The sequence below is a fragment of the Chryseobacterium sp. ZHDP1 genome, assembly GCF_018603435.1.
Lineage (GTDB): Bacteria > Bacteroidota > Bacteroidia > Flavobacteriales > Weeksellaceae > Chryseobacterium > Chryseobacterium indicum.
The window spans coordinates 2,906,779-2,924,798 of record NZ_CP075682.1 but is presented as its reverse complement, the minus strand read 5'-3'; the positions used below and the strand labels follow the sequence as shown (position 1 = coordinate 2,924,798).

Annotated in this window: 19 protein-coding genes and 1 pseudogene; 9 read left to right on the top strand and 11 right to left on the bottom strand. The window is 36.9% G+C overall.

The features are described 5' to 3' along the window. Positions 1 to 3 precede the first annotated feature (3 nt). A complete protein-coding gene (locus KKI44_RS13195; RefSeq protein WP_214587700.1) occupies positions 4 to 1,017 on the top strand; it encodes a tetratricopeptide repeat protein in 1,014 nt (337 codons plus the stop codon). A 9-nt stretch (positions 1,018 to 1,026) separates the two neighbouring features. Then, entirely contained in the window at positions 1,027 to 1,863 is an 837-nt protein-coding gene (locus KKI44_RS13190) for a sulfurtransferase (RefSeq protein WP_214587699.1), read from the top strand. A 69-nt stretch (positions 1,864 to 1,932) separates the two neighbouring features. Here the strand turns inward: KKI44_RS13190 and KKI44_RS13185 are convergent, their stop codons facing one another. The 7 genes and pseudogenes from KKI44_RS13185 to KKI44_RS13155 form a co-directional block, all read right to left on the bottom strand. Beyond that, entirely contained in the window at positions 1,933 to 3,237 is a 1,305-nt protein-coding gene (locus KKI44_RS13185) for a C2 family cysteine protease (RefSeq protein ID WP_214587698.1), read from the bottom strand. 11 nt (positions 3,238 to 3,248) lie between these two features. Continuing rightward, positions 3,249 to 3,638 (bottom strand): hypothetical protein, encoded by a 390-nt coding sequence (locus tag KKI44_RS13180; protein ID WP_214587697.1) that lies wholly within the window; start codon positions 3,636 to 3,638, stop codon positions 3,249 to 3,251. A gap of 159 nt (positions 3,639 to 3,797) precedes the next feature. Next, positions 3,798 to 4,124 carry an SUF system Fe-S cluster assembly protein gene (locus tag KKI44_RS13175; protein WP_087711919.1) on the bottom strand — a complete coding sequence of 109 codons (327 nt, stop codon included), beginning with the start codon at positions 4,122 to 4,124 and terminating at the stop codon, positions 3,798 to 3,800. Positions 4,125 to 4,127: 3 nt separating this feature from the next. After that, positions 4,128 to 4,832 carry a 3'-5' exonuclease gene (locus tag KKI44_RS13170; protein ID WP_214587696.1) on the bottom strand — a complete coding sequence of 235 codons (705 nt, stop codon included), beginning with the start codon at positions 4,830 to 4,832 and terminating at the stop codon, positions 4,128 to 4,130. A gap of 92 nt (positions 4,833 to 4,924) precedes the next feature. Then, positions 4,925 to 5,273: pseudogene (locus tag KKI44_RS13165) on the bottom strand (tRNA-binding protein). Continuing rightward, the gene (locus KKI44_RS13160; protein WP_214587695.1) at positions 5,270 to 5,779 is read right to left on the bottom strand and encodes a hypothetical protein; all 510 of its coding nucleotides are present in this window, start codon (positions 5,777 to 5,779) and stop codon (positions 5,270 to 5,272) included. The pseudogene KKI44_RS13165 and the gene KKI44_RS13160 overlap by 4 nt, the downstream one beginning before the upstream one ends. Positions 5,780 to 6,198: 419 nt before the next feature. Further along, positions 6,199 to 7,128: a DUF3078 domain-containing protein gene (locus KKI44_RS13155; RefSeq protein ID WP_214587694.1), complete on the bottom strand. Its 930-nt coding sequence runs from the start codon at positions 7,126 to 7,128 to the stop codon at positions 6,199 to 6,201. A gap of 55 nt (positions 7,129 to 7,183) precedes the next feature. On the opposite strand from KKI44_RS13155, the gene KKI44_RS13150 reads away from it, so the two are divergent. From KKI44_RS13150 to KKI44_RS13125, 6 genes are all read left to right on the top strand, one after another. Then, positions 7,184 to 7,324, top strand: a complete 141-nt coding sequence (locus KKI44_RS13150; protein ID WP_214587693.1) for a hypothetical protein — start codon at positions 7,184 to 7,186, stop codon at positions 7,322 to 7,324. A gap of 73 nt (positions 7,325 to 7,397) precedes the next feature. Further along, positions 7,398 to 8,168: a rhomboid family intramembrane serine protease gene (locus KKI44_RS13145; protein WP_214587692.1), complete on the top strand. Its 771-nt coding sequence runs from the start codon at positions 7,398 to 7,400 to the stop codon at positions 8,166 to 8,168. A gap of 36 nt (positions 8,169 to 8,204) precedes the next feature. Further along, a complete protein-coding gene (dprA, locus tag KKI44_RS13140; protein ID WP_214591156.1) occupies positions 8,205 to 9,314 on the top strand; it encodes a DNA-processing protein DprA in 1,110 nt (369 codons plus the stop codon). 190 nt (positions 9,315 to 9,504) lie between these two features. Next, positions 9,505 to 10,863 (top strand): NADP-specific glutamate dehydrogenase, encoded by a 1,359-nt coding sequence (gdhA, locus tag KKI44_RS13135; protein WP_214587691.1) that lies wholly within the window; start codon positions 9,505 to 9,507, stop codon positions 10,861 to 10,863. A gap of 218 nt (positions 10,864 to 11,081) precedes the next feature. Then, positions 11,082 to 11,219 (top strand): hypothetical protein, encoded by a 138-nt coding sequence (locus KKI44_RS13130; RefSeq protein ID WP_214587690.1) that lies wholly within the window; start codon positions 11,082 to 11,084, stop codon positions 11,217 to 11,219. 3 nt (positions 11,220 to 11,222) lie between these two features. Further along, positions 11,223 to 11,588, top strand: coding sequence for an iron chaperone (locus KKI44_RS13125; RefSeq protein ID WP_214587689.1), 366 nt, complete (start codon positions 11,223 to 11,225; stop codon positions 11,586 to 11,588). Positions 11,589 to 11,803: 215 nt separating this feature from the next. Here the strand turns inward: KKI44_RS13125 and KKI44_RS13120 are convergent, their stop codons facing one another. The 4 genes from KKI44_RS13120 to KKI44_RS13105 all read right to left on the bottom strand — a co-directional run bounded on the left by KKI44_RS13120 (position 11,804) and on the right by KKI44_RS13105 (position 14,001). Beyond that, positions 11,804 to 12,142 carry a hypothetical protein gene (locus KKI44_RS13120; protein WP_214587688.1) on the bottom strand — a complete coding sequence of 113 codons (339 nt, stop codon included), beginning with the start codon at positions 12,140 to 12,142 and terminating at the stop codon, positions 11,804 to 11,806. A gap of 116 nt (positions 12,143 to 12,258) precedes the next feature. Next, positions 12,259 to 12,747 (bottom strand): YkgJ family cysteine cluster protein, encoded by a 489-nt coding sequence (locus tag KKI44_RS13115; RefSeq protein WP_214587687.1) that lies wholly within the window; start codon positions 12,745 to 12,747, stop codon positions 12,259 to 12,261. After that, positions 12,748 to 13,719, bottom strand: coding sequence for an ion channel (locus KKI44_RS13110; protein ID WP_214587686.1), 972 nt, complete (start codon positions 13,717 to 13,719; stop codon positions 12,748 to 12,750). 138 nt (positions 13,720 to 13,857) lie between these two features. After that, complete coding sequence (locus KKI44_RS13105) at positions 13,858 to 14,001, bottom strand: hypothetical protein (RefSeq protein ID WP_214587685.1); 144 nt, start codon at positions 13,999 to 14,001, stop codon at positions 13,858 to 13,860. Positions 14,002 to 14,249: 248 nt separating this feature from the next. On the opposite strand from KKI44_RS13105, the gene KKI44_RS13100 reads away from it, so the two are divergent. Then, the gene (locus KKI44_RS13100; RefSeq protein ID WP_214587684.1) at positions 14,250 to 17,969 is read left to right on the top strand and encodes a hypothetical protein; all 3,720 of its coding nucleotides are present in this window, start codon (positions 14,250 to 14,252) and stop codon (positions 17,967 to 17,969) included. The last annotated feature ends 51 nt before the right edge of the window (positions 17,970 to 18,020 follow it).

The window sequence follows — 18,020 nt, the reverse complement described above, 5'->3', positions numbered from 1 at the left end:
GGTATGACTAAGCTTTTTGTTACCATACTGATTGTTTTTTCTTCTGCGGTTTTTGCCCAGAAAGTAGAAAAACTGTTCAACGAAGAAAAATTTAAGGAATTAACCGGGCTTGAAAATGAAAGTCCTTCTTTTACAGGAGAAGAGCTTTACTATTTGGGATTTGCTTTTTTCAGGGAGGAAAATGACGACAAAGCAATAGAATATTACAACAAAGCTTTAAAAAAAGGCTTTGATAATGCTCTCGTATATTATCACATCGGATTGTCCCAAATGTATCAGAAAAAGTATGATGAAGCTCTGAAAAATATAAATACAGGTTTGGAGTCTGATCCTTTGGCTGAGTTTTATTATGAAAAATTACGGATTTACAGTATCAGGGAAGATGCTGTTAATCAGGAAAAAACGTTTTTGGAAGCCCTTCAGAAATCTCGTCAGAAAGATAACTGGTATGTAAAAATAGTCCTATTTGCAGGCGGTTTCTATTATACACAGAAAGAGTATGCAAAATCTGAGAAAATCTATAAAGAAGCTTTGACATCATTACCAAAAGAATATGAACTGTATACCAAGCTGATAAAATCTTTAAATGTTCAGAATAAATTTTCAGAGGCAGATTCCTATTTTGAGAAAATGAGAACTTTCTATGAAAATAAAGAGCTTCCGGAGGATGAAATGAAGTTCAAAAATCTTAATGTGGATCAGTTCGACTGGAAAAACCAGGTTGTGAACATCCATAAATATTTTGAAAAGCCAAAAGAGATGCTTCAGCCTTTGTATGTCTTATATTTAATTAATGAAAAAGGAGACAAAGTAGAGCGTAAATTCAAAATTGAAAAAACGGTTCAGATAGAAAAAACAGATCCGCAATTCGTCATTTGTGAAGAAACGAAAAGCGGACATTCCACTTATCCAATCGGTTTTAAAGATGCCAGTTTTACTTTGGAAGATCTGAGAAAGGAAATTACGGACGTTCTTAATAATAAATACAGAGTTGCGGCTTCTTTCGAACATAATTAAAAAACAAATATGCAATCCATTATCTCACCTTCAGAACTAAAAAATCTTCCAACAGAAAATCTTATCATTCTTGATGCAAGAGCAGGAAAAGACGTTTATCAAAATTATCTGAATAAACATATTAAAGGAGCGAGATTTATTGATCTGGATAAAGATCTTGCTGAAATCGGTGAGAACGGTGCTTTTGGAGGAAGACACCCTCTTCCGGAAATTAAAAAATTTGCAGAGATAATTTCAAATCTGGGAATTTCAGAAAATAACCATATTGTTGTTTACGATGATAAAAACGGATCAAACGCTGCTGCAAGAGCTTGGTGGATGCTGAAAGCTTTCGGTTTTGAAAACGTTCAGGTTCTGGATGGCGGATTTCAGAATGCTGAAAAAGAAGGGCTTGAATTTTCTTCCGGCGAAGAAGCTTTCGAAAAAGCTGACCTGATTCATAAAGAAAACTGGCTACTTCCTGTTTCAGATCTGGAAACTGTTGAAAATGAATTAACAAAAGAATCATCGACGGTTGTAGATGTAAGAGATGCGTACCGTTACAGAGGTGAATCTGAGCCGATTGACCTCGTTGCAGGACATATTCCCGGAGCAATTAATATTCCTTTTTCTGAAAATCTTGATGAAAACGGAAACTTCCTTTCACCGGAAATTTTAAGAGAAAAATATTCAAAATTGCTTGAAGGAAAACCCGAAAATCTGATCATTCACTGTGGTTCCGGAGTAACGGCCTGTCATACCATTCTGGCTTTGGATTACGCAGGATTCAAAATCCCGAATCTATATGTAGGATCATGGAGCGAATGGAGCAGAAGAGAAGGGAAAGAAATTGCCACAGAATTATAAAAGCTTCCACAGACCGAAATCTGTGAAAGCTGAAGTGAAGGGTTGGTTAATAAAAAGGTGAATTTTTCTCTATTTTGTAACAGCTAAAGCTTCAAAATAATTTTTAAAGGAATTGATTTCCAGTGCGAAAACGCCGTCGTTTCCAATCATGTTAATCGGTCTCCAGAAACTTCCGTCGAAAAAGCTGATAAGTCCCTGATAAGAATTCAAACCATTCGGTTCAGTAACTCCCCACGGATTTCTCAGGATGATGTAGTTCTTTCCATTGAAAGTAGACCAGCCTAAAACCGTATAAGCGTGATTTCCAACGATATTAGAACCGGTATAATCTTTTCCTGATCCATAAGTCCATGCAACCATCGGATTAATGGTCTTGCAGCTCATTGAGTTTTCTCTTACTACCCCGAAAAGATCAAGCGCAGTTCTCGGTGAAGTGTAGTAATAATACGGTGTTTTATTCGTAAGTTGTGCAACAGCTTTTGCAGGATCTCCGAAAGCCGTTTTAGAAATATCCGGTTTATCGTCATTTACATTCGTGATCCATTTGGCAAATGCTTTTTCATAAACAGCCGGCCAGATTTCTCCCGCATCGTTGCTTCTGCAATATACAGGATTGTTATTGGAAGAGTTAATAATCGTATTATCAGTAACTTCCACAAGTCTTGTTGCCGCATCTTTTCCTCCGCCTTTCGTGAAAAACTGAATGGCATTGGTACGGTCGGTTTCTCCGGTTCCGGTGGCTCTCACTTTATGCTGAATAGTATAAGGATCTGCCCATGCAATAGCAGAAATAGCGGCAATAAAATAACAGTTGGCTACTGCACCCTGAATCGGGTCATTATACTCCGTCACGTCGTTGAAGAAATTTCCTCTGTCGCTCCACGAAGTTCCTGCAGGTGTCCATCCGTTGGCATTTCCCATCCCGAAAATGATATTTTTAATAGAAGGGGAGAGCACTTTATTGCTGATGGTGTTATTCAGCTTTGGGATATTCAGTACCACTTTTACATCGCCTTTGTCTAATCTGGCATTTTTTACAGCGATGCTGTTCAGGTCTTTTATTCCGGTACCTGAAAGATCATTGAGTGTTTTAATATTCGAAAGATTTACAGTTTCCAGCTTATCTGCAGCTCTTACTTTAATATCATCAGATTTCATAACTTTTACAGTGTTGTCGCTGTTAAGTTGCAGTCCGGCATACAAAGGAGAATTAAATTTAATGTCAAACAGTTCTGCGTAATTGGTTTCCAGTGTTTCTTCAAGAATCTGGTACGATTTTGCGTCTTTCCAGTCGAATGTTCTTCCGGTGATAGCTTCAGTTAGTGCATAAGGATTAATAACTCCTACAAACAGTTCTTTAGGTGCTTGGTCCATGATAATTGGTTTTAAAGGTTAAGGTTAGAATTAATTTGGTTGATGAAATCGGGATTGTACAGATATAAAAACCGGTTGAACAGAGAAATTCCGAAATCATCATCCGGATGGATCTCGATTTTTTTTGAATTCACCTCAATAATTCTCTGGCTTCCTCCCACCATTAAAGGATCTTTTACAGAATCTTTAATTTTGCTGATTAAAGAAAGAAGCTGAAGAAAAATTTCTGTGTTGAATTTTCTTTGCTCAGATACAATCATTTTTTCATCTGTTTCGTAACCTCTGAAGATTTTCAGCTCGGCATTTCCGTCCTGTTCGGAAAATATAATCTGATATCGGTAAGCATACTGTGGCGGAACACTTCCGTTATTGAACGATACGATGATGGTATTGGCTTTCATACTGTTGATTTCTGAAACCAAAATTATATCAGATTCATATTCTGTATGTTAGGGATTTCACGAAATGTATATGGGGAAAAAACGGAAAATAAAAAAAGCTGCTTCAAAATGAAACAGCTCATTATTTTTTAATGGAAAATTGCTTAAAGAAATAAAATTTTAAAGCATTCCAAGCTCAAATTTAGCTTCCTCACTCATCATATCTTTGTTCCAGCTTGGTTCAAAGGTAAGCTCTAAGTCTACACTTTTTACATTTTCCACTTCTGCAACCTTATCTTTTACCTCCTGCGGAAGCGTTTCTGCAACCGGACAGTTAGGCGTTGTTAATGTCATGATAATTTTTACGTCCGCTTCATCGGAGATCTGAACATCATAAACCAACCCAAGTTCGTAGATATCTACCGGAATTTCAGGGTCATACACGGTTTTTAAAACACCGATGATTTCCTCACCGATGTCAGCAATCTGATCGTCTGTAAATTTCATTTTTTAATCTAAATTGATGTACCTTTTCAACAAATCTTCCTGACGCATGCGCCGGAAAACATTCGCCAAAGTTAAGACATCTTTTTCACAATAGTCAACTATTCTTTGCAAGTCTTTCTCTATGTAGTAGATTGATGAAACCATTGAGCCGTCAATATCATCTTTTGGAGTGGGAATTCCGAAAACATGAGCCAGCAGTTCCAGAGACACAAAACTTTTGTAATCCCCGAACTTCCAAAGCTCCATTGTATCGATATGCGGAATTTCCCATGGTTTCTTTCCGAACATCTGAAACGGAGTAGGAGGCATCATCCCATTGATTAAATATCTTCTGGCAATCCAGGGGAAATCGAATTCCTTTCCGTTATGCGCACATAAAATGACATCTCGAAGTCTCGGGCTGTTAAAAATTTCTCCAAATTCCAGAAGCAGCTTCTTTTCATCATCACCCGCAAAGCTTTTGATCTTCAGCGTATCGTTTTTTTCGATCATTCCGATGGTAATGCAGATGATCTTCCCGAATTCTGCCATAATTCCGGCTCTTTCCACATAAAATTCCCCCGGAGAAACCTCATCTTTTCTCTGGAATCTCGTTTTTTTATCCCAAAGTTTCTGTTCGGTTTCAGAGAGTTCTTCCCACAATCCAAATCCCGGAACCGTTTCAATATCAAGAAATAAAACTCTTTCTAAAGGAATATGCTGTATCATTTTTATTCTTCGTAATGATTTGTTAGAAACTAAACCTCACAGGTTTCAAAAACCTGTGAGGTTTTTCTATATTCACAGATGTTTTTAAAAACTTATCCTACCTGCATTCCGTTCTTTGCCGGCAATGAAGGGGTTAAAAGGGTAACGTCTTTTTTATCATCTCCATAAACACCCAAAACCAGACATTCGCTGAAAAAATTGGCGATCTGTTTCTTAGGAAAATTTACCACTGCCAAAATCTGCTGACCGATCAGTTCTTCCTTCTGATATAATGAAGTAATTTGAGCGGATGATTTTTTAATGCCTAAATCTCCAAAATCTATTTCTAGCTGATAAGATGGATTTCTTGCTTTCTCAAAATCGTTCACAGAAATAATGGTTCCGCATCGGATGTCTATTTTTTTCGAAATCTTCCCACGAAATTTCGGGTTTTACAATCATGATAATGTGTTGATTAATTGTTCTACTTCAAGTTTCTGTTCAGCATACTTTTTCTGCAGTTCAGAACCTTCGCCCATTCTTTTATAATATTCAAGTGCTTTGCTGCCGAAATCTTTTTTATAAAAATCGGATACTTCAGGAATCTGAGGAAAAACCTTATGAAAAAGCATTTCGTAATATGCCTGAAATTCCCTTTCGCTTTTTTCTTCAATAACGTGTCCCGGAGCTTTCTGCCGTACATGCAGCATTTCGTGGGCAATTAAATTTAAAACCAGATTCAGATCAAAATCGAACAAATTTTTAGGGATCATTACTTTCTGGGGACCTCCTAAAACGCCTTCTGCTGTTAAGACAAGAGAGTTTGGAAAAACCTCATCGCGAAGACCAAATCCTTCGAAGTTGTCGTGTTTGAGATTGAAGGAGCGGATAATGTATTCTGCTGCATCAATGATCTGGTCGTGTTCCCTGTAAGCTTCTAAATGTAAAGCAACCTGTTCGAAATTCATCTTTTAAATATGTTTTAACAAATGTATTAAAATCCTGAAACTTAAGAATTATTTCATTCAATTTTCGTTAAAGATCATCATGTTTTATTTTTTTAACAACATCCTGAATGTATAACAAAAAACCTCCTAAAAAGAATAGAAGGTTGCTAAAAACACATAAATGATAATGAAAAATTTTATTTTTACTCGCCGAGTTAGTAGGAAAAAAGAAAAAATGTTACAGGAAATTTTCTGATTTTTCAGAAGTGATTTTACATCGAGAATTTTTTGTAACATTTTAAATTTTATGCTACAAACTGTGAAAAGATTCTGAATTTTAATTTAAACTATCCGGAATTTTTACACAGTTATAGTTCAATTTAAGTTTGCAAGGGCTCGGATCTTAGATCCGAGCTCTTTTTGATGTATGAATATGACGGTTACTTTTTAATCCACCATTGGCTGTCCTTTCTGTCGGAACGTTTCACGCCGTTGTTTAAAGTATAGGCAAAACCAACGCCCAATGTCTGTTTCAGCTGTGTTTTCTGAACCTGATTATGGTCGTACATTACATCTACAGTAATGTTGGACGATATAAATTTGTTAACCTTTAAATTTAAGATCATTCCATACGCAAGAACCAGTCTTTCCGGATGATCCAGATAATTGGAGAAAACGGATGCTGTATTGGTAATATTTACGTTCTCCATCAAATTGAATTTATAATAGGCTGTTCCCAGAAAACCATATTGTAAAATTGATGAATCGCCATCGGCTTTTAAACCGTAATTTCCTGCAAGCTGAAGATCTTTATCCAGCACAAAAGCCCATCTCGCGTTGCTCGGACGAAGGGTTACATTAATATTGTCATTGGGTCTGTAGGTAATCCCCATCCCGACATTCAGATAACCGGGAGCCATAAAATTGGATATTTTTTTTGCTTCCGGATTATTTCCGTCCTCATATCCTGCAGAAAACTGAGAAATTAGACCCGCTCCTACAGAAAGATACCAGCTTTTTGAAAACTTCCTTCCGTAATTTGTGGAAACATTAATAACATCCTGCGTTTTTCTTACACCAACACCTTTCGTATCATTTTGTCCGTAATTTAAAAGAATGATGTTTTCCCAAAGATCTTTATCTTTTTCATACGTAATATTGTAATCCAGTGCAGCAAGCCATCCTACATTGTTGGCTCCTCCGCCGACCCAGTTTGAGAAAGCGGCCTGATTAATCATCAGCGACTGTTTTCCTAAAACCGACCAGTGTTTAATGGTATCTGCTTTAATAGTTGCGGTGTCTGTAATGACAACCTGTGCGTTGCCGAAAATTCCCAGAGAAAGAGAGAGAATTAATAAAAACTTCTTCATGAGTTCAGGATTTCATTGTACAAAATTCCTTACAAAAATATTAAATATAATTTTTATGAATGTAAAACCAGCTTTAAGAAGTGAATGTGATCAGGCTTTTATCCGGTTTTTGAAGTTGTTTTTTGAAGTTTTCAATGACAAAATAAAAGGAATTCCTTCGAAAGCAGTGAAAATCATTACTTTTTGGCTGAAATAAATTTCTGAAGAGAGATTTCATCGCCAATTTTTCCGAAATTTATCGTTGGCTTTTCATTTGACGTAGAATCTTCATGTTAAAAAACAATATAATTTCCAAAAAGGCTCTTTTATATCCTTTGCTGATGCTTTCAGCGATGTGGCTGGGCTTTTTTCTGCAGATGCAAGGCTTTTTTCAGAGCTGTTTCGGGGCGATTATTCCATTGTTGCCGGAAGGCTTGCTGGGAATTATAACGTCACCTCTTCTACACGGAAACATGGAGCATATCGTAGGAAATTCTATCCCGATCGCGGTGCTTATGTTTTTACTATATCAGTTTTATCCTTTGGTTGCCAATAAAGTTTTTATCACGGGATGGCTTGCTACAGGATTTTTGGTTTGGCTTCTTCCGCCAATAGATATCATGACGGGAGATTATCTTTATACCTGTACCATCGGAGCAAGTGGAGTAGTCTATGTTCTTGCGTTTTTCCTTTTTTTCAGCGGGGTTTTTAAATGGAATATGAAACTGCTCACGATTTCTCTGTTGGTTGTTCTGTACTATGGAAGTCTGATTTGGGGAATGCTTCCCGAAGAACTTTTCTCCAATCTTCAAGAACCCAGTAAAATTTCATGGCAGGCGCATCTTGCAGGTGGAATTGTGGGAGTAATTCTGGCTCTCTTATTTAAGAAAGTAGGCGATAAAAAGAAAAAATTCATCTGGGAATTTCCAAACTATTACAGTGAAAAAGATGATAAACTCTGGCAGGAATACAAAGAAAACCATCCCGAAGATTTTATGGAGCTGCCTTACAAAAAGAAAGACGATATCTGGGAAAGACTGGATGAACTTAGAGGCAAATAATTTTAAAAATTTTCTACATTTGTGAAAACAACACAAATGTATTCTGAAGAACATCTTTATTCCATTGCTCTGCGCGAGTGTAATTTAATCGGAGATATCAACTTTTATAAGCTTGTGCGTATTTTCGGAAGTGCCAAAAATGCCTGGGAAAATACCAAAAAGGAATACAAAAAGCTGGACGGATTCGGCTCTAAAATAATTTCAGACATTGGAAATCCTGCTCATCTGAAGTTTGCTGAAAACGAACTGAAGTTTTGTGAGACCAATCAGATCAAAATTAATCTAAGACATCTCCATGATCTTCCTAAACTCTTAAACGAATGTGATGATGCTCCTGTAATTCTTTACCAAAAAGGACATTTTGATGATGCTAAACCAAAAATAAGCATGGTCGGAACTAGAAATATGACTTCCTACGGAAAACAATTTATTGAAGATTTTTTTAAGGAAACGTCATCCTGTAATTTTATTTCCGTGAGCGGTCTGGCTTTGGGAGTAGATAAAGAAGTTCATGAGCAGTCTCTTCATCATCAGGTTTCTACGGTTGCGGTTTTAGCGCATGGTTTCCACACATTGTATCCTTCAAAAAATAAAAAATTATCCGAAAAAATTCTTGAAGAAGAAGGAACTTTATTCACAGAATTCAATTCATCCAAGAAGCCGGACCGCGAAAATTTTATTCAGAGAAACAGAATTGTTGCCGGAATTTCTCCTGCGACAATTGTGGTAGAAACAGCTTTTGGAGGCGGTTCAATGAGTACAGCAACGTTTGCCAATCAATATAACCGCGAAGTATTTGCGCTTCCCGGAAAGATTACAGATAAACAGAGCCAAGGCTGTAATCATCTGATTTTTTACAACAAAGCTTCGGTCATTTCCACGGTAAAAGATCTGGTTGAAAATTTAGGATTTAATAATCCGGAAGGCAGAACGGGAGAATTATTTCCTCATAGTGAAATTTCAATCCAATTAACTGAAAATCAAAATGAAATATTTAAAATAATATCTGAAAATCCATACATTTCTCTGGATGATCTTGCTGATAAAACCGATCTCTCTTCACACAAAATTTTGCCTGTAATTTTAGAATTGGAGCTTTTGGGGAAGGTAAAATCACTTTCGGGGAGACAATTTTTAGCAACCTGACAATTAACGATTTCTTAATATTGCATTATTTTAAACATAACATTTAATTTTTAATAAAATTAATGATTGAATTGCTGATTTAATAATATTAAGTCATTATATTATTAAATTTTCAACAATTGTTATTTAGGGTGTTGTGAATCTTGAAAAAAAAATTAAATTTGTTGGCAATAATATTCAACCCTAATATATGGAACAATATAATATTGACCAGAAAATCCAAGAATTTATAGCAAAAATTGAGGCAAAAAACCCTAATGAGCCAGAATTTTTACAAGCAGTAAAAGAAGTTGCGGTAACTGTAATTCCGTTTATCTTAACGAAAAAGGAATATACGGGAATGAAGCTTCTTGAAAGAATGGCGGAAGCTGAAAGAATTATCATCTTCAGAGTTCCATGGGTTGACGATAAAGGAGAAATCCAGGTAAACAGAGGGTTCAGAATCCAGATGAATTCTGCGATCGGACCATACAAAGGAGGAATCCGTTTCCATCCTACCGTAAACCTTTCTGTTCTTAAATTTTTAGCGTTCGAGCAGGTATTTAAAAACTCTTTAACTACGCTTCCGATGGGAGGTGGAAAAGGAGGTTCAGACTTTGATCCGCAAGGGAAATCTGATATGGAAGTAATGCGTTTTTGCCAGGCTTTCATGACGGAAATGTGCAAACACATTGGTCCTGAAACAGACGTTCCTGCAGGAGACATCGGAGTAGGAGCAAGAGAGATCGGATATTTATTCGGGCAGTATAAGAAAATCAGAAACGAGTTTACGGGAGTTCTTACAGGAAAAGGTCTTGCGTACGGAGGTTCATTAATCCGTCCTGAAGCTACAGGATACGGAGTGGTTTACTTCGCTGAGCAGATGCTTAAGACAATTGGACAGACTTTCAAAGATAAAACGGTAACGGTTTCAGGTTTCGGAAACGTAGCTTGGGGAGTTATTAAAAAAATCTCTGAACTTGGTGGGAAAGTTGTAACGATTTCCGGACCGGACGGTTATGTATATGATAAAGACGGAATCGACGGCGATAAGATCGATTATCTGTTGGAATTAAGATCTTCCGGAAACAACAGAGCGGAAGATTATGTGAAGAAATATCCTTCTGCAGAATTCTTTGCAGGAAAACGTCCTTGGGAAGTGAAGTGTGATGTTGCTATCCCTTCTGCAACCCAAAACGAATTAGATCTTGACGATGCTAAATTATTGGTGGAAAACGGATGCGTTTGTGTAACAGAAGCAGCAAACATGCCTTCAACACTTGATGCAATTAACTATTTCTTAGACAATAAAGTATTGTTCTCTCCGGGGAAAGCTTCTAACGCAGGAGGTGTTGCGACTTCAGGTCTTGAAATGACGCAAAACTCAATCCGTCTGAACTGGACTTCTGAAGAGGTTGATGCAAGACTGAAAGAGATCATGATCGGAATTCACAAAGCGTGCAGAGACTACGGAAAAGAAGAAGACGGCTATGTAAACTACGTAAAAGGTGCCAATATCGCCGGATTCGTGAAAGTTGCTGAAGCAATGTTAGCTCAGGGAGTAGTATAAAATACAAAGGTTGGGAAAATTCCCGACCTTTTTTCATATAACCTGTTCCCGGGATTATAAATGGGAAAAAAGTAAAAAGTGAAAGGAGAAAGCGTTGATTATTCAGCGCTTTTTTTATTTTTAACGCTACGTTCGAAAGGTCTTGTTTTCGAATGATGCGGAATATTTTTCGATCGTAAAGGCATTTCATTCAGCTAATGATAATCATTTTAACTCAAATGAAATTAACATCTTCATGTCATTTCGACATAGGAGAAATCTATAACGTCTCAACCAAAGACAGATTCTTCACTTCGCTACGCTTCGTTCCGAATGACAATAAGAACTGCCAAAAAGTGAAAAATCAGTACATTTAATTCATGAAAAAGACATTTGAAAATATTGATGAATATATTGCTCTGTTTCCGGAGATTCGGGATAAATTAGAAAATCTCAGAAAACTGATTCTTTCACAAAGTTCTGAAATTGAAGAATATATTGGTTATCAGATGCCTGCTTTCAGATACAAAAATAAGCCGTTGGTCTATTTCGCAGGATATAAAAAACATATCGGATTTTATCCCGGAGCAGAAGGAATAAAAGAATTTGAGGCTGTATTTAAAAAAAGCAATTATAGATTTTCAAAAGGAGCGGTACAGTTTCCTGTAAATGAGGATCTTCCTGAAAATTTAATCAAGAAAATTGTTCAGTTCAGACTTGAGGAAATACATCACAAAAAATCCTGAAAAATGATTCAGGATTCTCTTTATTTGCATATCGATTATTTATTCAAAATTTTTATATTATGTTAAATACAGCTTTCATACAAAATTTCCTGTTTATATTTCTTTTAACTTGATTTATAATTATTTAAGATAAATTATAACGTTTGCTATTTACAAAAAAATCCTGAAACATTATATTTCAGGATCTTCTTTCTACTTCTTAAAAATTTAAATACTTACTTTTTCTTTTTGGATTTCTTCTCTTCTTTTATAGCGTCTGTGGATTTGATGGTGTCTGCTACAACTTCGGTATTGGCATTTACAGTGGTTTCGGCAGAGGCTGTTGTGGAAGGCGTTGCTGCTTCAACAGTGGCAGTGGTTCCTGTATTTTGGTTTTGACCGGATGCTCCGGAAGTTGTTCCCCAGTTTGTGGTTGCCTGTGAATTCTGCTGGGTCTGAGTAGTCGATGGATTATTAGAATTTGTGGACGGGTTTTGTTGTGATGTTCCCGTCTGAGCCGATACTGCGATTACTCCGACTAATGTAAACGCTGCTGTTAAAACTAACTTCTTCATAATATTAATATTTAAATGGTTGTTTAACTTAAACGCCGGCATTTTGTCTAATATTATGCGTGAAGTCTTTATTTAACGGACTTTATAATTATTTAAGACTGATTTTGAATTGGATATTATTTTCCTAAATTTTTCATAATTCGTTCTACAAATTCGTACGCAGCAGGGCAAATGACAGTATTTTTAATCATTAAATTATTGATCTGGTAGATCTTTTTTCTGTCGGTATGAGGATATTCTCTGCATGCTTTCGGGCGGACATCATAGATGGAGCATGTATTGTCTTCATTTAAAAAAAAGCAGGGTAAATTCTGAAGAACTTTATCATTGTCTTCATCTACACGAAGAAATTTTGCTTCAAAATCGGCAGGTTTCATGCGGAGATGCCTGGAAATTCTTTCAATATCCTTTTCGGTATAAAGCGGCCCCGTTGTTTTACAGCAGTTGGCGCACTGCAGACAGTCTATTTTTTCAAAAACCTCTTCATGTGTTTCCTGAACGATATAGTCCAGATTTTTTGGCGATTTCTTTTTCAGCCCCTCCAGAAATTTTTTATGTTCTTTCTGCTTTTGTAATGCCTGTTTTTTATAAAATTTTAAATCCATTTATTCTTTTTCTTCCATGAATACCGGAAGTTCTGCTTTTTGATAGTCACTTATTTTATCCAGATTCAGCACCGTGGAGAGATTATCTTTATCAGGATAATACATCGGGATAAATTTTGCACCGTATACGATTTCTTTGGTTACATAAGAGGTTCTCTGCACTACCGTATTTGAAAAAACCTCGTCAAAAGCGCGGATATGAACAATAATTTCAATTCCTGTATTTTTAAAATCGTCTTCTGAAAACCCGTAAAAAGGAGACTCTTCATCAATTTCATGTACAATTGTCCAGTTCAGAGCCAAAGTATTGATTTTGCTGAGCTGCGTTTTCAGCTGATAAAAATTAATTTTCGGAGAGCTGTTTTCCATCACCTCAATGGCGGTAGTAATAACAACATCTGCATCCGTTAATGCATTGTTTTTATAGGGAGCCAGCCTGAACATTAATGCTGAAGTTTCTTTAAAAGGTGCGACAACGGCAACATCAGAAAACTTCAGATACGCTCTCGGTCTTGAAAATCTTCCGTAAAAAAGTCCCGTGGCAATGGCAAAGGTAAGCAATCCTAAAAAAGCCTCAAAAGTAGCCACCAGACTTGCCATGAAACCTACCGGAGCAATTCTTCCGTATCCTACTGTGGTAAACGTCTGGGAGCTGAAGAAAAACACATCGATGAATTCATTTACCGGATTACTTTTATCGATTCCTGTTAAATGTTCTACACCAATGAGATAATAAATTAAAGCAAAAAATAAATTCACTAAAACATACGCAATCACCAGATAAGAAAGAAAATTGAATGTGGATAAATCCAGCATCGTATGATACCAACTGTATCTGTTGAAAATATTCACTCCTTTTCTGTTAACGTTCGGAAGACCGTCCTTATTAATGAATCTTCCCGAAACATTGCTGCCAAAACCACTGTTTTCGGTGTTTTTCTGCTGAATTTTTTTTCTGAATCCCCGTGCCATTTTTATATCATTTTTGTTTTTACTTTTTCTGTTGATTCTAAATTTGAAAAATAAGTTAATCTACCGATTTATCCAAAATCAACATACAAAGATAAAATATTGTTGTGATGAAATTTGCAAAAGCCTTTATGAAAATTTTTAGTTAAAATATGAAAATTTCAGCTTGATTTTAATGGCAAAAAGCAGCTCGTAGAATTCTTTCATTTCTTTCTGAAAAAGGTTAAAAAATAAAACAATTTTCTCTTCAAAATTTCCAAAAAATCTTTCGAAAATTTTTCTCATTGATTTTCAATTATCTATGAGTTTTTATCGAAAATAATTATAAATCAATTTAATACGACGAGTTTTGTCGCCATGCCGGACGATATTTGCAGTATAGAAAAACAGAGAAATGAAAAGAGACTTTGAAACTCAGGGTGGACATACTTTAGCCTGAAGACCACCTAAAAAAATAAGGCTAAAACCTGAAGTGACTCTACTAAAAAGAGGCTTCAAATCTTAACCTTTATAAAACCAAACAAATTTACAAAATGTCAGGAAAAAACAATGCGTCTCAGACGCTTTTCAGATTCGTGAGCTTAAGAAATCCACAGCTTACAGAAACCAAAGAAAGAAATTTAGGATTTATCCACAGACCAAAAGGAGTTACCGGAGCTTTCGATACTGCCGTTGCAGGAAAATCTTCAAGAGCATCAAAGCTCTCAGAAATGACAAATGCGGCAAGAACATTCAGCAATTCAGGATTCGAAACCGAAAAGAAAATTGAAGAAGGAGAATTCGGGAAACTTCTGATCATCGGGAGAAAGATTTCTAAAAGAGAAGAACTTAACGCTAATGAATTAAGCTATGTAAAAGATTATTATTTAAATCTTATCGATGCGAACAAAGAGCTTACAGCAGATGGAATCAAAATCTTTTCAACTCTTTGGAACAATTATATTTTCCAGATCGTTACTCAGGGAGATTTCTATGTGAAAGAAGCAATCAGCCATATTTTAATGGCAATCCATATTGGCTTTGCCCAAAGTATGAATTTAGCGGATCCTGAAATTATTAAGGTTAACGGATCAAAACCATTGGAAAAAGCCTTGGACGGAAAAATCGTTTTGCCTAAGTTTTTATTCTCTGAAGATGTCGTTACTGCTGGATCTGTTTCTTCAAGAGCCGCTTCCGGAACATCGGCTAATGTTTTGAGTGCAAGAACTTCGCAAAGATTAAAATCTGAAACACAGGCTTTATTGGCTGCCAACAAAGCACTTCATCAAAAAGAAACTTTGGAAAAGCTTAACGCAGAATTGGAAAAGCTTCAGAAGAAATATCATAAATCCTCATATCAGGCTTATCAGGATGAATATGCAAGATATCAGGAAGAAAACAGGGAAGCTCTGGAAGCCTATGAAAGAAAACTGGCAGAAATCGAAAGTAAGATCACTGAAGACACTCCGGAAGAAGAAAAAAATCGGATGTATGAGGAATTGAAGAGATATGAGGTCGCTCCTTTTCAGTTTTCTTATAAAAATGAGATCAATTTGCCGGATCTGAAGGAAAAACTTTCCCCCGAATCTTTTGATATCTTCATCAAGCTTTTTGCAGAGTTTGATCACCAGAAAGCCTCCGAAGAAGCTGTAAAAGACGGAGTCAGAATCCTTTCTGACAATACTTTAAGAATCGGTTCCCAAAACATCACGCTTGATGATGAATTAGAAAGTTATTCAGATGCCTTAAATATTGTTGGAAGTCATATTTCTTCTTCTATGCAGACGGCTCTGGAAAACTCACCACTTCAGCAGCAGCAGTATGTTAACCTTGCAGGAGCATCTGTTCCGGTGGTACAAAGTACGGCAAGAACACCGATGGCATATAGTTTTTATGCTCACAATACATTCGGATTTGCAGGAACAGGAGGATTTGTTAATTTCTCTTTTGAGGTCGCAGATTCTTCATGGAGTGTGGCTTCTGTAAAGATTATTGCTACAACCGATACCGCAGGAAGTTTTGAAGAAAATTTCAGCAATATTCCGGTAATTAATGATAAAATTACACTACCAACGTGTCTTATCAATAAATTCAGAGCAAATCTTGCTTTCAGAATCGAAATTATTTTTGATAATGGAAGTAAAGCATCCGCAGATCTTGGACAATTGTACCCAAAAGAAGATATCAGTCTAACCGGAATGCTTACTCTGACAAGAGGGGTAGCTGAAAATCCGGAAGAACCGGAGAATGTAAAAATCCAAAAACGCAGAAACTTCGGAATCAAAAGACTTGGTGTCGCTGATTATCTGAAAGTCGTGCAGAGTGTTCATGCGTATGTTCCGGGAGAAGTTTCCAATATTGAGAACGTGATGGCAAGTGAACTGAGACACAAATCTTCTGTAGCAAGGGATTATTCTGAAATTACGGATACGACTTCCAAGTCTCAGGAAACAGAAAAAATCTCAGATACGACCAAAACTTCCAGAACGGATATGCAGACGGAGGTGGCCAAAGAACTTGAAAAAGACCAGAGTATCACTGCTTATGCAAGATATAGTTATGGTGCAGGTAAAACAGTATTTGAGATGGGGGCAGACTATGCGAACAATACAGCTCAACATGACAGCACGAGACAGGCAGTTGCTAAATCTCAGGAAATCACGGAAAGAGCGATGGAAAGAGTTTTAACCAAAGTTTCTGAAGAAAGGATACAAAAGATCATTAAAGAATACACGGAAACCAATGTTCATGAATTTGACAACAGAGGAAGGGTAACCAAAACGGATAATGCCGATGCAGCGCAGCCTAAACATATTACAGGGGTTTACAGATGGATCGACAAGAAGATGAAAAACCAGATTTACAATTATGGGGTACGTACTATGTTTGAATTTATGGTTCCTGAACCTTCAAGACTGCACCGTCTGGCAGTTGCCGTTGCAAAAGCGCAGGTACTTACGGCTCCGGTAGATCCGAGAACCGCACCGGAAAGAGCATGGACAATGCCAAATCCAAAGTCTGCAACTATTGAGCAAATCCAGCACTGGGCACAGATTTATGGAGTTACCCTTACAAGTTTACCAGATTCCAATAAGTCAGTTTCCGATACTAAGGTTAGTGGAGGAGATACAGGAGTGATGGAATATGCTGTCCCACAAAATTATATTTGTGAAAGCTTAAGCGGAAGAGTGGAATATGTAAGAACAAAAGGCTGGCATAACGCAAAAGTATGGGTGTATCATCCAACCAACGGATCAGAAATAGCTTATACTTCAAATGGCGGAACTTCATTTGGAACATATGGGGGAGTCAATACGGAAGGAAGTGTAAAAGTACCTTACAAAGGAAAATACTTATCTACTGTAACATTAATGATCACTCTAAACTGTAGACTTTCAGATTCATTCATTCAAAACTGGAAAACAGAAAGTTTTAACGCTATCATTAAAGCCTATGAAGAAGCGTACAAAAAGTTTCAGGAAGAACAAAAACGTTTAGACGACGAGCAAAAAGCTAAAGAAACAGAAGCTAAAGAAAAACAGGGGAATTTCTACCGTTATATGGAGCATGCTACCCTGAAGCATAACTGTATCGCTTATCTGTTGCAGGATTACCTTAACTCAAATACATTAGGCTATGAATCAACAAACGCATTGAATGATAATACCAAAATGGATAACTTCCAAGTATACCTTAATGATAATCTTGATCAGTATGCTGCTTTGGCAAAGTTCATGGAACAGGCATTTGAGTGGGAAATCATGGATTATACCTTCTATCCGTACTATTGGGCGAACCGTAAAAGCTGGCAGGAATTCTACCTTACCGAAAGTATGGATCCTTTGTTCAGAAGTTTCCTTCAGGCAGGGATGGCGAGAATCATTGTAACTGTAAAACCGGGCTTTGAAGCCGCTGTACAGTTCTTTATGGAAACAGGAATTATCTGGAACGGAGGTGCTGTTCCTGTGATCGGAGACCCAATGTATATGTCTATTGTAGACGAGATGAGACAGCCTACAGGAGTTCCGCAAGGGAAATACTGGATCACAAGAGTTCCTACAACCCTTACGATTCTTCAGGCATCTTCTACAGGATTACCGGTTGATCCGCTGCATCCGCTTCCACTGTTCCGTGAAGATTATCCGGAAAATTGTGAAAACCGTGATGAACTGGAGTTTGAAACAAGCTTCAAATTGGATACAGAGGCGCAGTTGGCTCATAGTGATGGAGCGACAACGTTGCCAAAAGAGCTAACTACCATTTTCAATAAATAATAAATGTTTAACCTGCTTTCTCAACAAATTCCTCTTAAAAAAGGGGAGTTT

Coding starts and splice junctions, on each gene's coding strand:
- KKI44_RS13160 (WP_214587695.1), bottom strand. CDS start 5,779: ATGAATTTCGAACAGGTTGCTTTACATTTAGAAGCTTACAGGGAACAC.
- KKI44_RS13130 (WP_214587690.1), top strand. CDS start 11,082: ATGAAATTAACATCTTCATGTCATTTCGACATAGGAGAAATCTATAAC.
- KKI44_RS13155 (WP_214587694.1), bottom strand. CDS start 7,128: ATGAAGAAGTTTTTATTAATTCTCTCTCTTTCTCTGGGAATTTTCGGC.
- KKI44_RS13115 (WP_214587687.1), bottom strand. CDS start 12,747: ATGGATTTAAAATTTTATAAAAAACAGGCATTACAAAAGCAGAAAGAA.
- KKI44_RS13110 (WP_214587686.1), bottom strand. CDS start 13,719: ATGGCACGGGGATTCAGAAAAAAAATTCAGCAGAAAAACACCGAAAAC.
- KKI44_RS13175 (WP_087711919.1), bottom strand. CDS start 4,124: ATGAAATTTACAGACGATCAGATTGCTGACATCGGTGAGGAAATCATC.
- KKI44_RS13145 (WP_214587692.1), top strand. CDS start 7,398: ATGTTAAAAAACAATATAATTTCCAAAAAGGCTCTTTTATATCCTTTG.
- KKI44_RS13170 (WP_214587696.1), bottom strand. CDS start 4,832: ATGATACAGCATATTCCTTTAGAAAGAGTTTTATTTCTTGATATTGAA.
- KKI44_RS13195 (WP_214587700.1), top strand. CDS start 4: ATGACTAAGCTTTTTGTTACCATACTGATTGTTTTTTCTTCTGCGGTT.
- KKI44_RS13190 (WP_214587699.1), top strand. CDS start 1,027: ATGCAATCCATTATCTCACCTTCAGAACTAAAAAATCTTCCAACAGAA.
- KKI44_RS13105 (WP_214587685.1), bottom strand. CDS start 14,001: ATGAGAAAAATTTTCGAAAGATTTTTTGGAAATTTTGAAGAGAAAATT.
- gdhA (WP_214587691.1), top strand. CDS start 9,505: ATGGAACAATATAATATTGACCAGAAAATCCAAGAATTTATAGCAAAA.
- KKI44_RS13120 (WP_214587688.1), bottom strand. CDS start 12,142: ATGAAGAAGTTAGTTTTAACAGCAGCGTTTACATTAGTCGGAGTAATC.
- KKI44_RS13180 (WP_214587697.1), bottom strand. CDS start 3,638: ATGAAAGCCAATACCATCATCGTATCGTTCAATAACGGAAGTGTTCCG.
- dprA (WP_214591156.1), top strand. CDS start 8,205: ATGTATTCTGAAGAACATCTTTATTCCATTGCTCTGCGCGAGTGTAAT.
- KKI44_RS13150 (WP_214587693.1), top strand. CDS start 7,184: ATGAATGTAAAACCAGCTTTAAGAAGTGAATGTGATCAGGCTTTTATC.
- KKI44_RS13185 (WP_214587698.1), bottom strand. CDS start 3,237: ATGGACCAAGCACCTAAAGAACTGTTTGTAGGAGTTATTAATCCTTAT.
- KKI44_RS13125 (WP_214587689.1), top strand. CDS start 11,223: ATGAAAAAGACATTTGAAAATATTGATGAATATATTGCTCTGTTTCCG.
- KKI44_RS13100 (WP_214587684.1), top strand. CDS start 14,250: ATGTCAGGAAAAAACAATGCGTCTCAGACGCTTTTCAGATTCGTGAGC.